This window comes from Marixanthomonas spongiae (assembly GCF_003095375.1).
GTDB classification, from domain to species: domain Bacteria; phylum Bacteroidota; class Bacteroidia; order Flavobacteriales; family Flavobacteriaceae; genus Marixanthomonas; species Marixanthomonas spongiae.
Map to the genome: position 1 here is coordinate 129619 of NZ_QEHR01000001.1, position 14147 is coordinate 143765.

The following is a 14147-nucleotide window of genomic DNA, read 5'->3' on the forward strand; positions in this document are numbered from 1 at the left end:
ATTTTTTAGAATAAGCCTGTTTTGGGCAACCAAGCAGGCTTTTCTTATCTTTGCATAAAAACACCTTGTGATTACCGAAAAAGAAGTGCTCATCATCGGCGCGGGCCCTATTGGCATTGCCTGTGCTTTGGAATGTAAAAAACGAAATATCGATTATGTGGTGGTTGAAAAAGGCACCTTGACCAACTCTCTTTACAATTATCCATTGAACATGACCTTTTTTTCCACTTCGGAAAAATTGGAGATCGATGGTATTCCGTTCATCAGCAACAACCCCAAGCCCACTCGCAATGAGGCCCTGGAATATTACCGGAGGGTCGCCACTTCCAACGAGCTGAACATTCATTTATACGAAACCATTACCGATGTTGAAAAACAAACCGATGGAACTTTTATTGTCATTTCAGAAAAAAACACCTTTGAAGTAAATAATATTATTGTCAGCACTGGTTTTTACGACATCCCAAAATTGTTGGGGGTACCCGGGGAAGATTTACCGAAAGTTTCACACTATTACAAAGAAGCACACCCCTACGTTATGCAGAATACCATTGTTGTTGGGGCGAGCAACTCATCGGTCGATGCCGCTTTGGAAATATGGCGCAAAGGCGGAAATGTCACTATGGTAATTAGAGGAGCAACCATTGGAGAACGTGTAAAATACTGGGTAAAACCCGATATTGAAAACCGCATTGCAGAAGGAAGCATCAAAGCATATTTCAATTCGGAAATCAAAACGATAAAACAACAAGAAGTTATCGTGGAAACGCCTGAAGGCACAAAAACCATTCCCAATGATTTTGTGGTGGCACTGACCGGCTACCGCCCCGATTTTAAATTCTTGGAAACCTTGGGTATCGAACTTTCAGATGAAGGTAACTATTTCCCAAAATACAACCCCAAGACCATGGAAACCAACATCCCCAATTTGTATTTGGCCGGTGTTATTTGTGGTGGGATGGAAACCCACAAATGGTTTATTGAAAATTCAAGAATTCACGCTAAGGTTATTGCCAAGGACATTGCCACTAAACAGCGCAGGACAAAGGAACTAACGAAATAGCTTACTAAAAAACACGTTGTTAACACGTTTTTATCGTAAAAAAGAGCCAATAACGCCCGTTGCCTGTTAATAAAAACCTGCTTTCAGTAGTATAAAATCGTTTTTTTTACAGCAAAAGTAGGACAGTCAACCTCACGGAAGCCCCAGTTTTAATGGTATTTAAACACTAAACCAACCTTTAAAGGGTTGATTATTAACGCTATAAACAAATGTTAAAAAACCGATAAAAAATTTAACGTTTATTAAAGGCATAAAGCCCACAAATTAAATAGATTTGTATCAAGCTTAACAAAAAATACACATATGAGACAAAAATTTAAAATTCTGTTAACGTTACTGTCTTTCGTAATGGTGCAAACGGTGTTTGCCCAAGAGAAACAAATTACGGGATCAGTACAAGATGCGTCTGGAGTTCCTTTACTGGGAGTAAACATTTTAGTAAAGGGCACTTCGACCGGAACACAAACCGACTTTGATGGAAATTACACCATTGAAGCCTCGACAGGCGAAACCTTAGTATTCAGTTACGTTGGGTACACGCCTAAAGAAGTCGTTGTGGGCGAAAGCAACACAATCGACGTCGTTCTTGAGCAAGGAGAAGCTCTTGAAACTGTAGTAGTTACTGCCCTTGGTATTTCAAGGGAAAAGAAATCCTTAGGGTATTCCACCCAACAGGTAGAAAGTGAAGAGTTGACCGAAACACGACCTTCAAACGCACTTAACTCATTATCGGGTAAAGTTGCAGGGGTTTCGATTTCTTCTCCTTCAGGTTCTTTGGGAGGTTCAACCCGTATCCTATTAAGGGGGCCTGGATCGATTACCCAAGAAAACAAACCGCTTATTGTAGTGGACGGTATCCCATTGGATAACTCCAACTACAACTCCACTTCCACCCAAACTGGTGGCGGAGGCCGTGATTATGGTGATGCCGCTTTTGACATCAACCCAGATGACGTTGAGAGCGTAAACGTGCTTAAAGGTGGTGCTGCAGCAGCACTTTATGGATCACGTGCACAAAACGGGGTTATCTTGATTACCACAAAATCTGGTAAAGAAGGTAAAGCCGAAATTACAGTAAACTCTGGTGTTACTTTCGAAAGCGTAAACGTGCTTCCTAAAGTACAAAAGCTCTACGGAGGTGGTGGCGGTAATGCCGGTACTATTGAACAAGTAGGTTTTGATACCGCTGTGATTAATGGTACTACTTATAAGATCGCTGACTTTGCCACTGATGAATCTTGGGGGCCTAAATATGACGGGCAACAAGTATTGCAGTGGGACAACTTCGATCCTGAGTTCCCGAACGATTACTTAAACCCAAGGGAATGGAAATACCCTGACTATGACAAAGAAGACTTTTTCAACACAGGTATTTCATTAAACAATGGTGTAGCTTTTAGCCAAGGAAGCGAAAACTCTAATATGCGTTTATCGGTTAACAACACACAAACTAAAGGTATTGTGCCGAACACGCAACTGGACAAAACAAGTATCAACTTCAACGGGATGTCACAATTAACAGACCGATTAAAAGTTGATGCTGGGGTAAACTTTACCGTTACAGAAGGCTTTAACCGCCCGGCTATTGGTTATACTGGCGAAGGAGTTATACAGCAATTGTACCAATTCGGCCAGACCCAATTGGATTACGAACGCCTTAAAAAATACAAACTGCCAAACGGTCGTCAACGTACTTGGAACCGTACTGCATTCAATGATCCAACACCACGATATACAGACAACCCGTATTGGACTCTTTATGAGAATACATCCGAAGATAAACGTAGCCGTTGGTATGGAAACTTAGGATTGCAGTACAATATTACTGATGAGTTATATGTAGTAAGTAAAGTATATGCAGACACGTACAACCTACGTATCTCTGAACGTACAGCCATTGGATCGCAAGCGCCTTCCAGCTATTCTGAAAGCGATAGAAATTTTGAAGAAATCAACTACGAAGCGCGTTTACATTATGACAACAAATTCTTTGACGATAAATTGAGTTTGAACACCTTTGTGGGCACCAACCGTCGGGATAACGAATTCCATAGATTAAATGGAAATACCCGCGGGGGATTAGCCACTCCAGGTATCTACAACTTAAACAACTCCAATAACGATGCTGCAGTGGATGATTTCGATTCAAGAAAACGCGTAAACAGTGTCTTTGGATCAGCATCTTTTGGTTGGGATAATTTTGCCTATCTTACTGTAACAGGACGTAATGACTGGTCTTCTACCCTACCTGATGACAACAACAGTTATTTTTATCCATCGGCCAATGCCAGTTTAGTATTTTCTCAACTTATTGATGCCGATTGGTTGTCGTTTGGTAAATTAAGAGGTGGTCTTGCGCAAGTGAGTAGTGATACAGATCCATATAATTTAATAAATACTTTCTTTAGTGGTCCATCATTTTTTAGTGTAATTCAGTTCCAAAACTCAGGTACAAAACTAAATCCTGAACTTAAACCCGAAATCAAAGATACGTGGGAAGTAGGTTTGGAGATGGCATTCTTTAAGAACAGGCTGAGCTTTGATCTTACCTATTACAATGAGCAAACCAGCGACTTGATTACACCGGTACAAATTGATCCGGGTGCTGGATATAATGGTACTTTTACCAATGCCGGTAAACTGGAAAACAAAGGTATCGAAGCCTTGGTTAATATCACGCCATTGAAAAGTGAAGATTTCAGGTGGGATCTTACCTGGAACTTCGCCAAAAACGAAAACGAATTGTTAGAGTTGATCGAAGGTGTTGAATCTTTGCAAATTGCACGCTTCCCATTTAACGGGGTTACCATAAATGGCGTTGTAGGAGAGCCTTATGGCGTTATTAGAGGGACCAACTTTGTATATGATGATGAAGGAAACAAAGTGGTAAGTGCTGAAGGAAGATATTTAGAAACTCCAGATGTGGAAAATCTTGGTTCTGTATTGCCAGACTTTAACATGGGCTTGAGAAACAGTTTTGAATACAAAGGTATTAGATTGAGTTTCTTGATCGATTGGCAAAAAGGCGGTAAATACCGTTCTTTAACCAACCTATGGGGGAACTATTCTGGTATTTTAGAATCTACTGTTACTAACAACAAACGCGAAGTAGGTACGGTACTAGACGGCGTTACCGGTGATGTTACCTATAATGATGACGGTACCTATACCGTTACCAATACGGCACCAAACACCACCGTGATTCCTGCACAATTGGAAGGTGTGGATCACTACTTTGGTCCAGATGCTATAAACGTTTTTGATGCCGATTATGTGAAGTTACGTGAACTTTCATTAGGCTATACCCTACCTTCTGAATGGGTAGGTGATTTAAGCTCGGTACGGGTATCTGCTTTCGGTAGAAACTTGTTTGTATGGGGCTTGGACAATGACAACTTTGACCCAGAAGTAGCAACTTCTGGTAGTGGAAACATTCAAGGGTCTGAAGGTGGTTCGTTGCCATCAACACGCTCAATTGGTGTAAATGTTGAACTTAAATTTTAAAAAAAGATGAAAAAGATATTCATAATAACATTATTGTTCGCATCAACTACTGGGTTTATATCCTGTAGCGATGATTTATCGGACTATAATAAAAACCCAAACGCACCGGAAAGCGTGTTACCCAACACGATTTTCAATAGTGCAACAAAACAATACACAGATTTTCTACGCGATGATTTCAACTCGGGTAGATTGACACTCCCTTGGATGCAATATTGGGGGCAAAACGCTTACGCAGATGAAGACCGGTACTTATACCGTGAAACCACTGCTGAAAGCTTGTACCGCAATACGTATTTAGTTGCAACGGAATTTAAATCGATCATCGAAATTAACAGCAATCCTGAAACTGCTGTAGCAGCTTCAGCAGTTGGTAACAACAACAACCAAATTGCTGCTTCGAGAATTATGTTAGCCTATATGTTTCACAGGTTAACTGATTTCTTCGGTGATGTGCCTTATTATTCTTATGGCAGTGATGACCCTGATTTTCAAGCATTGCAAATAGATGTATTTCTTTCACCAAAATTTGCACCACAAGAGAAAATCTATGCCGATGTTCTTAAAGAGCTAAGAGAAGCTGCAGATATGATCAATACTTCTGAACCTGTATTTACCTCGGGCGATAATATCTTCAGTGGTGATGCAACAAACTGGAAAAAGTTTGCCAACTCTTTAATTTTAAGGGTTGCCAACCGTTTGAAAGAAGTGGATCCTGCCACGGCCAACAACGCGATGAGCGCAGCGATTGCTTCTGGGGTATTTACCTCTAACGACGACAACGCCGTACAACCTTATGAAGCTAACGACACGAATGGCTCGCCATTTTGGTTAGCTTTCTTAGACCGTACTGACTTTGCCGTTGCAAAGCCATTTGTTGACCTATTAAAAGGAGATACTGGATCTTTTGGCCCAGACCCTCGACTATTTGAAATGGCTGCACCAAAAGATGCTTCTATTGCTTCTATTAAATCCAATAGCTATGACAGAAGCGAGGATTATGATGATTACGTAGGGATTCCTTATGCGTTCCCATTGGCCAACACTTTAGGCTTTGATCTTTACTCGTTCCCAAGCGGAAAGATTATCGATCCAGATTATGGTGAAGTATTGATGGAATACGCTGAAGTTGCCTTTATCCTTTCAGAAAACAACAACTGGGATCAAGGTGAATATGAAAACGGTGTTCGTGCTTCTATGGAGCGCTGGGGCGTTGCAGAAGCAGATGTAACTGCTTTTGTAGGAAGCCTACCAGCAGCAACCGAAGAAACCGTATTGAACCAGAAATATGTTGGCTTGTATATGCAACCGCATGAAGCTTGGTCTGAATACAGAAGAACAGGATTCCCAAGTACATTGGTAATGCCAGGTGAAACCATTACGTTGCCACCTGAGCAAGCCGCAGCTGCAGAAGTTGACACCTATGTGTTTGAAGCTGGACAAGGTCTTACCGACCTACCAACAAGGTTACGTTACCCACAAATATTGCAGACCTTAAATGGTGCCAACCGTGCCGAAGCCGTACAAGGCTTAGATGGTGGCGATGTTATCACTGCAAAATTGTTCTGGGACGTCGACTAAGAACAACCCATAAAATTGCTACCTCACAGTAGCAAGTAATATAAAAGAAGCCGCTAAAATTAGCGGCTTCTTTGTTTTATAAAATATGAACGTAGAAACAGAAGTTGTTTACTTTTTAGAGCCTTCCCCTTTAAAATATTGGCTTTTGTTTTTAAAAAGCACATTAAAAGTAGTCAAACTACCATAGCAACGCGTGATGTATTGTTGCAAGTCCACCTTATCTTGATCTTCCAGTCCCTTATTAGAGTTTATTTTCTGTTCCATCACCCGTAGCCGGTCCCGTAGCATCACGATTTTGTGGAAAAAAGAATCGATAGGAATTTCTTTGTTGGATAAATTACCGTCTTTGGGTTGAAGGATTAAAGTGCCTCCCTTGTATTTATCGGCAATAGGCACGATTTCAGAAAAGCCGTTCCATTTCTTTAGAATGTTGCGCAGCGTTTTTTCCACTTCATAAAAACTTACCGTATCCAATTCATCCTCGCAAGCTTCGATGACTTCAAAATTTGAATCCACATCAATGGTTTCTAAGCCTTTGTCAATAAAAGTTACCCAGTACATCGTAGGCGATACATTGGTAATTACACCTTTTCCGTATGCTTCGTGATCGATTCGGGAACCTATGCTTAAAATTTTATTCATTGTCTTATATTTTTTTGTTCAGTTGAAAAAATACGGATATTTTAAAGAACATTCGAAAAAAACAAAGCATAAAAAAAAGGCTTGATCAAGCAAACCCTTTATAGGTAATAATCTTGAGCTAAAACTGTTCTAACTTTTTGAACGTAGCTATTAAGCTAATCTTTTCAAAAAGTAATGGATGCCATGTTCATGCTATAATTTAAAGGAGAATTATTTTTATATTTTGGAGATTTGTTAGTTATCTTTTAAAATTTTCAATAACTTCTTAGGGTTTTGATTGTTATCCCATAAAGCTGTAATAACTATTTTCTCTTCAACTTTTCTATAAAAAATAGTATAATGCTCCAATGGTACTGTTAGATGATTGCCATATTCAGCTTTTTTACCCATCTCTGGAAATGAGAGAATCAACTTTGTTCTTTCATCAATTACATTTCGCAATCGTTTAGAATATTCTGTGCTCTTATTTCTTTTATTCCAATATTTAAAAATGAGATTACGCTGTTTTAAAGCTGTCTTGGTCCAAACTAATGTTAATTGAGCCATTCAGCATCCATTTTGTCAATTTCGGATTGTGATACTAAATTTTCATTTTCAATATCCGCATCACTCATTTTAAGCATTTCTATTTGTTCTTCAGTTAACGATAAAAGTTCATCGTTATTACCAGTAAGTATCTTATCATAAGCTGATAATAGTTCTGCATTTGTAATAGAAAGAATTTTATTTATTATACTACGCCTGATTTCTTCAATATGTGTCATAATTATATAATATATTCTGGCAATACCTTGTAAAGATACTAAAACTACAACAAATTTTATACCTGTTTATAGTTCTACAAACTCTATTTTCAGTAGATAAGAACTACTTTCTATGCTTTTAAGTAAAGAAGCTAAAGTAACTCACAAAAATTATTTTAATTCTCTTACCTATTAAACAATCATAAAATTTGAAGATACCTAAGCTAAGACACTTAACTATTTATATTTAGCTAATTATAATAAATTTAAAAATCAAGATAAACAAAAAACGTTATAATAAATACGTTAGATGTTGGGAAAATGTCGGGAAAATCAAGCAAAAATAAAAGCGCAATGCCTATAATTAAAGGTGTTGCGCTTTTTTATGTGTGACCGCGGAAGGATTCGAACCCTCAACCCTCAGAGCCGAAATCTGATATTCTATCCAGTTGAACTACGCGGCCTAATTCCTGCATTTTGATTACGCTCAGCATAAACTTTGGCAGGTTCTATTGACTTAATTTCTCTTTAACAATCCCAGAAATGGTTTTTCCATCTGCTTGGCCGGCTATTTTCTTATTGGCCATCCCCATTACTTTTCCCATATCTTTCATAGAAGAAGCGCCGGTTTCAGCAATAATTGCGTCAACAACCTGGGCCACTTCTTCATTGCTCATTTGTTCAGGTAAAAAACCTTCGATGATGGCTGCTTGTTTTAATTCAGGAGCTGCGAGGTCTTCCCTGCCCTGTTCTTTGTAAATGGCAGCACTGTCTTTACGCTGTTTTACCTGCTTTTGAAGCAATTTAACCTCCTCGGCTTCGGTGAGCTCTTGTTTGGCTCCGCTTTCAGTCTGTGCCATCAATATAGCCGATTTCACTGACCGCAACGCTTCCAAGGCATTGGCATCTTTTTCTTTCATGGCTTTTTTCATCGCCTCCATTACCTGCTTTTGTAAGCTCATCATCTTTATTTTTTAACAATACGCGAAGATAGGCAATCTATTTTTATTTCTAAAGAAAAAAACCTACAAGGAAGCCTCGTAGGTTTAATAAATGATCGCAATATAACTTAATCGACATTGTCGTGCAAAAACGAGTTGTTGCTGCGCAGCTCTATATCGTCATCGTCACTGTTTACCGATGTGCGCGAAAGCGAGCTGTCCGAGGTATTCTCATCCAGATCAATGCCCATACGCTTATACGCAGGTTGTTTTTCGATATCTTCAATTTTTGAACTGCTGTTCCTGAATTTATAATTAAAATCCTTCATCTTACGCTTTCGCTCTTCGGTACGCTCTTTCAGTAATTTTGAGATTGGTGAGTTCATAGGGTCCACCTCATCTTGTTCGGCTTCGGTTTCTTTTTCGGAAGGTGTTACGGTTTTCTTTTCAAAAACCAACTCTTCCGCTATCGCATCATCGGCTTTTCCATCGGGTTTAGCGTTTAAAAGCTCCTCTTCTTTTTCTTGGTAATCATCCAAACTATAGCGTTTTACCCCTTCGTTGGAAACTTCGGTCACCGGGATTACCTCAACGTGGTCGTTTACTTCAATAGCGTCAATATCTGAAGTTAATGCCTCTTGGCCGTCTTCTTGTTTTTTATTCGTGTTTTGACTATGTTCCCCACGTTTTGAACGGTCTTGCCCATAATTCTTATTTGATTCTGAAACCTTGTTAACGGGAAGATCGAACATCAGCATTTGCTCGTCGTTTTGCGATATTGGTTCCTGTCTTGTTGGTGTCTTTTCTTCGGAAGCTTGGCTGCCTTCTTTCCTTTTCGGTTCTACGATCACAAAATCATTAACGTCCATCTCATTGATCACCAATTGTTCAAATTCGGCTATACGGTGGATGTCTATTTCTTCATAAGAAACATCTATATTTTTCAATAATTCTGAAGTTTCCACATACCCTTCAAAAGGCACTGATTGTTCTTGTTTTGCCACCGTATGCGAAGCTTCAGGCTGTTTTGGTTTAGTGACAGGAGGCATTTTTTCTTCAACCTCTTCTTCTTCAAACAAAGTATGCTTAATAATCGGCTTTTCTTCTTTTAGAGGTTTGTTGTCCTTTTTGGGCAATTCAACAGGTGTGGCTCCAGGTTTTACCGAAAGGTCCTGTTCTGCTTTTTGTTCGTCCTCTAACGTATGGATTATTTTTTTGCTTTCGGTATTGACGATGTCATCTTGTTGTTCGGCATTGAACCCCGTGGCAATAACGGTGATACCAATGGCTCCTTCCAGTTTTTCATCTTCGCCCACACCCATAATGATATTGGCGCTGTGGCCGGCCTCGTCTTGAATGTGATCGCTTATCTCGCCTATTTCGTCAATGGTAATTTCTTCGGTACCTGAAACGATGAGCAACAGCACGTTTTTGGCACCTTTTATTTTATTATCGTTCAGTAATGGGGAGTCCAGCGCTTTACCAATAGCCTCACTGGCACGTTTTGCACCTGTAGCACTTGCACTTCCCATAATAGCAGTACCACTGTTGGCCAGTACTGTTTTGGCATCGCGCAAGTCAATGTTCTGGGTGTAGTGGTGGGTAATTACCTCGGCAATACCACGGGCAGCAGTGGCAAGCACTTCGTCTGCTTTGGAAAAACCGGCCTTAAACCCTAAATTTCCATAGACCTCACGCAGTTTGTTGTTATTGATGACGATGAGCGAGTCACAATTTTGACGCAATTTCTCCACACCAATCTGTGCTTGTTCGTTTCGGGTTTTCCCTTCAAACTGAAAGGGGATGGTAACGATCCCTACCGTTAAAATATCAAGCTCTTTAGCCATTTTTGCAATGATGGGCGCCGCTCCAGTACCGGTACCACCGCCCATTCCGGCTGTGATAAAGATCATTTTTGTATTGGTGGTGAGCATGCTTTTAATCTCTTCCATACTTTCCATGGCAGACTGTTCGCCTATCTGGGGGTTTGCCCCAGCTCCAAGTCCTTCGGTAAGCGAAACACCCAATTGGATTTTTATGGGCACGGAGCTGTTTTCCAATGCCTGTGCGTCGGTATTGCATATCACAAAGTCAACCCCTTTTATGCCTTGGTTGAACATGTGATTGATCGCATTGCTGCCCCCGCCACCAACGCCAATTACCTTAATGACGTTTGACTGGTTCTTGGGCAGATCGAACGAAATGTTGTTAAAATCTGTGTTGCTGCTCATATTGTTTGTTTTTGTGAGGTTTCTTTTTCCTTTTTTCTGTTTTTTTCTTTTATTCTGCGTTATCTAAAAAATCCTTGAATTTTTCGGCCCACTTGTCAAAAAAACGCCTGCGCTCTTTTGGGGGTTCTTTTTTAGGCTCTTCTTTTTCTTCGGGCCTTGTTGTTTCTTGGTTTTCAACGGCTTCAACTTTTTCTTGCCGTTTTTGTTTTGCTTTTTCTTGATTATTCAAACTGCTTAATACCAACCCGACTGCCGTGGCATAGGTTGGGCTCGTGGTTTCATCATCGCTGCCACCAGCCAAATGCTCATTGGGGTAACCTATGCGGGTATCCATTCCGGTAATGTACTCTACCAACTGTTTTAAGTGCTGCAATTGGGCACCTCCCCCTGTTAATACAATCCCGGCAATAAGTTTTTTCTTTTGCTCTTCGTGGCCGTAGTTTTTAATTTCCAAATAGGCCTGTTCAATAATTTCGACCGTGCGGGCGTGGATTATTTTTGATAGGTTTTTGAGCGTTATTTCCTTAGGTTCGCGACCGCGCAGGCCGGGAATGGACACAATTTCGTTTTCCTTGTTCTCGCCTGGCCAAGCAGAGCCAAATTTGATTTTAAGCAACTCGGCCTGTTTTTCGATAATGGAACAACCTTCTTTTATATCTTCAGTAATCACGCCACCACCAAAAGGAATTACTGCGGTGTGACGAATGATACCGTCTTTGAAAATGGCCAAATCGGTTGTTCCGCCTCCAATATCTATCAATGCGACGCCTGCTTCTTTTTCTTCAGTGCTCAAAACAGCATTTGCCGATGCCAACGGCTCCAATGTAATTGCTGAAAGGTTTAAGCCTGCACTTTTAATGCATCTACCGACGTTTCGTATGGAAGAAACTTGCCCAACAACTACATGGAAATTAGCTTCCAAACGGCCACCGTACATCCCGATGGGTTCTTTTATTTCGGCCTGTCCATCTACTTTAAAGTCTTGCGGAAGAACGTGGATGATCTCTTCTCCTGGCAACATGACCAATTTATGCACTTGGTTGCACAGTCGTTCTATATCGGCTTCATCAATTACCTCATCACTGTCGCTACGGGTTATGTAATCACTGTGCTGCAAACTGCGTATGTGTTGGCCGGCAATGCCCACCATTACATTATCGATTTTCATTCCCGAAGCTGTCTCGGCATCTTGAACGGCTTGCTGTATGGACTGGATGGTCTGGGTGATATTATTCACAACTCCCCGGTGCACCCCGAGACTTTTGGACCGTCCAATACCCAATATCTCCACTTTTCCGTATTCGTTTTTACGACCGATCATCGCGACGATCTTGGTGGTTCCAATGTCTAATCCTACAGCTATATTCTCATTTTCCATCGCTCTGTATTTTTGTTGCTACTACTTGGTTTCCAAATTGTAAATTGACCAACTTATAGCTTGAAAGCTTATTGTCTTGTTTTGTTTTCTTGTAAAATGCCTTAAAGTTCTGAAACTTATTGGCTATGGCTTTTGGTTTCCCAAAGAGCACTTTAAAATCATGTTTGCGCAACCGCAGTACAATTTCCCCATTTTGTTGCTGCTCCAACCCTACAACACTGCTTTTCATAAACGGATCTTGGTCTATGGCAATCAACAATGGGGTCAATTCGGTAAAAAACGATTGCGTTGTTCCCGTAATCAACGGTACCCTTGCAGCATACACGGATGACAAAGGCATTTTTTTTCCTTCATCATCAATGTAATAATCGGGTGATGCCGCTACCCTTCCCAAGGGGTTTCGCTGTGTTATTTTGGCACCGAGTGTTCCTTGTAAATTAATAAACACCTCTGCATTGCGTATCATTTCATTTTTGAGCAGGCGAGACTCCACCTCTTTCAAAACTACCTTTTCTTTTGGCATGCTCGTAACACTGTCGTGATTTTGTATCAACAATTTATTAACGGTGTGGCGGGTAATGAAAGGGCTGTTTTCTTCTAAAAATTCCACCTTGGTTTTCGTTAGGTTTCTGCTTTGATTTCGTTGGTTGGTAAAACTGAACAAAAAGACCAGCAAACCAAACAACAGCACGAATTTTATGTATTCCCAACTACGCTTCATTTTCTAAACTTTTTTTAACCTTATCCACCTCAACGCCAATGTCTCCAGCACCTGCCATTATTTTCAACCTACAATTTGATTGTTTTACGGCTTGGACCAAATCGTTTTTTGATACCAGCTTTTTATGTTCCATATCGATCATTTCCAACAGCCATTTTGAGGTAATGCCTTCCATTGGGGTTTCTCTTGCCGGATAGATGTCTAGTAGGATCACTTCGTCAAATTGCGCCAAACTTTCAGCAAAACCACCGGCAAAATCTTTTGTCCGGCTGAAAAGATGCGGCTGAAACACGATCAATTTCCGCTCATTGGGGTACATTTCTGTAACCGCTTGGTATAGCGCGTTCAATTCGGTGGGGTGATGGGCATAATCGTCTATCAACACCACATTATCGGTTTTTAGTTTATAGGTAAACCTACGTTTCACACCTTTAAAGCTTTGTAACGCTTCGGGTAGGCGATGGGTTGGGGAGCCTGCTAAAATCGCCATACCCAGAGCAGTTACAGCATTGTGTAGGTTGTGTTTTCCTGGTAATTGAAACCGTAAATTTTCTAGGGTCTGTGTTGGGGTTTTTAAGTTGAACACATATCCCCCTTCTTCTATACGAACTTGCTGCGCTTCATAATTGGCTTCTTCTTCAACGGCAACGGTTTTTCCGTAAAGCGGAAGCCCTTTTTTGTGCAATAGGTTATCCTTTTCAGAAACCAAGGCCGCAAAATCTTCAAAGGTTTTTTCAAATTCTGAAATATCGCCATAAACGTCCAAATGGTCGGCATCCATAGAGGTTACGCAAGCAATATCGGGACGCAATTGCATAAAGGAGCGGTCAAACTCGTCTGCCTCGACCACGGTTATTGCTGTTCCGTTGGAAATGAAATTGGAGTTGTAATTCTCGGCAATTCCTCCTAAAAAAGCGGTCACCGCCATTCCGGTTTCGGCCAATAAATGCCCCAAAATAGCAGAGGTCGTGGTTTTACCGTGCGTTCCGGCAACGGCCAAACAAAAAGTATCTTTGGTTACTTCACCCAAAAGCGTGGCTCGTTTTACGATTTTGTATTCGTTTTCCTGAAACCAAGTCAAAATTGTACTTTGTTTTACTGCAGGAGTAAACACTACCAGCGTGGTTTTTTTATCATAACCTTTGTTTGAAATCGCATCTACTGAATCTATAAAAGACACCGGAATTCCTTCTTTCTCCAAAGTTTCGGTGATGTGACTTTCCGTTTTATCATAGCCCAACACCTTGTAGCCCTGTAATTTGCAGTACCGGGCCAACGCACTCATCCCGATACCGCCGATACCGATAAAATAAAGGGTTTGTATGTCGTTTAAATGCTTCATT

At 40.6% G+C, this 14147-nt stretch carries 11 protein-coding genes and 1 tRNA gene; 3 read left to right on the top strand and 9 right to left on the bottom strand.

What is annotated here, in order from left to right; genetic code table 11:
• Positions 1-70: 70 nt before the first annotated feature.
• The 3 genes from DDV96_RS00635 to DDV96_RS00645 all read left to right on the top strand — a co-directional run bounded on the left by DDV96_RS00635 (position 71) and on the right by DDV96_RS00645 (position 6148).
• Entirely contained in the window at positions 71-1063 is a 993-nt protein-coding gene (locus DDV96_RS00635; RefSeq protein WP_116693175.1) for a YpdA family putative bacillithiol disulfide reductase, read from the top strand.
• Positions 1064-1366: 303 nt separating this feature from the next.
• Positions 1367-4567: a SusC/RagA family TonB-linked outer membrane protein gene (locus DDV96_RS00640; protein WP_116692811.1), complete on the top strand. Its 3201-nt coding sequence runs from the start codon at positions 1367-1369 to the stop codon at positions 4565-4567.
• 6 nt (positions 4568-4573) lie between these two features.
• The gene (locus tag DDV96_RS00645; RefSeq protein ID WP_116692812.1) at positions 4574-6148 is read left to right on the top strand and encodes a SusD/RagB family nutrient-binding outer membrane lipoprotein; all 1575 of its coding nucleotides are present in this window, start codon (positions 4574-4576) and stop codon (positions 6146-6148) included.
• A gap of 108 nt (positions 6149-6256) precedes the next feature.
• On the opposite strand, the gene DDV96_RS00650 is transcribed toward DDV96_RS00645, so the two are convergent.
• The 9 genes from DDV96_RS00650 to murC form a co-directional block, all read right to left on the bottom strand.
• Positions 6257-6790 (bottom strand): hypothetical protein, encoded by a 534-nt coding sequence (locus DDV96_RS00650; protein ID WP_116692813.1) that lies wholly within the window; start codon positions 6788-6790, stop codon positions 6257-6259.
• 234 nt (positions 6791-7024) lie between these two features.
• A complete protein-coding gene (locus DDV96_RS00655) occupies positions 7025-7336 on the bottom strand; it encodes a type II toxin-antitoxin system RelE/ParE family toxin (RefSeq protein WP_116692814.1) in 312 nt (103 codons plus the stop codon).
• Positions 7324-7554 (bottom strand): hypothetical protein, encoded by a 231-nt coding sequence (locus DDV96_RS00660; RefSeq protein ID WP_116692815.1) that lies wholly within the window; start codon positions 7552-7554, stop codon positions 7324-7326. Before DDV96_RS00660 ends, DDV96_RS00655 begins: the two co-directional genes overlap by 13 nt.
• 369 nt (positions 7555-7923) lie before the next feature.
• Positions 7924-7997: transfer RNA gene (locus tag DDV96_RS00665), tRNA-Arg, on the bottom strand.
• A 45-nt stretch (positions 7998-8042) separates the two neighbouring features.
• Positions 8043-8495: a GatB/YqeY domain-containing protein gene (locus DDV96_RS00670; protein ID WP_116692816.1), complete on the bottom strand. Its 453-nt coding sequence runs from the start codon at positions 8493-8495 to the stop codon at positions 8043-8045.
• Positions 8496-8602: 107 nt separating this feature from the next.
• Positions 8603-10705 carry a cell division protein FtsZ gene (gene ftsZ / locus DDV96_RS00675; protein ID WP_116692817.1) on the bottom strand — a complete coding sequence of 701 codons (2103 nt, stop codon included), beginning with the start codon at positions 10703-10705 and terminating at the stop codon, positions 8603-8605.
• 49 nt (positions 10706-10754) lie between these two features.
• A complete protein-coding gene (gene ftsA, locus DDV96_RS00680; RefSeq protein ID WP_116692818.1) occupies positions 10755-12083 on the bottom strand; it encodes a cell division protein FtsA in 1329 nt (442 codons plus the stop codon).
• Positions 12073-12804 (bottom strand): cell division protein FtsQ/DivIB, encoded by a 732-nt coding sequence (locus DDV96_RS00685; protein WP_116692819.1) that lies wholly within the window; start codon positions 12802-12804, stop codon positions 12073-12075. The genes ftsA and DDV96_RS00685 overlap by 11 nt, the downstream gene beginning before the upstream one ends.
• Positions 12794-14146: a UDP-N-acetylmuramate--L-alanine ligase gene (murC, locus tag DDV96_RS00690; RefSeq protein WP_116692820.1), complete on the bottom strand. Its 1353-nt coding sequence runs from the start codon at positions 14144-14146 to the stop codon at positions 12794-12796. Before murC ends, DDV96_RS00685 begins: the two co-directional genes overlap by 11 nt.
• Position 14147: the final 1 nt, after the last annotated feature.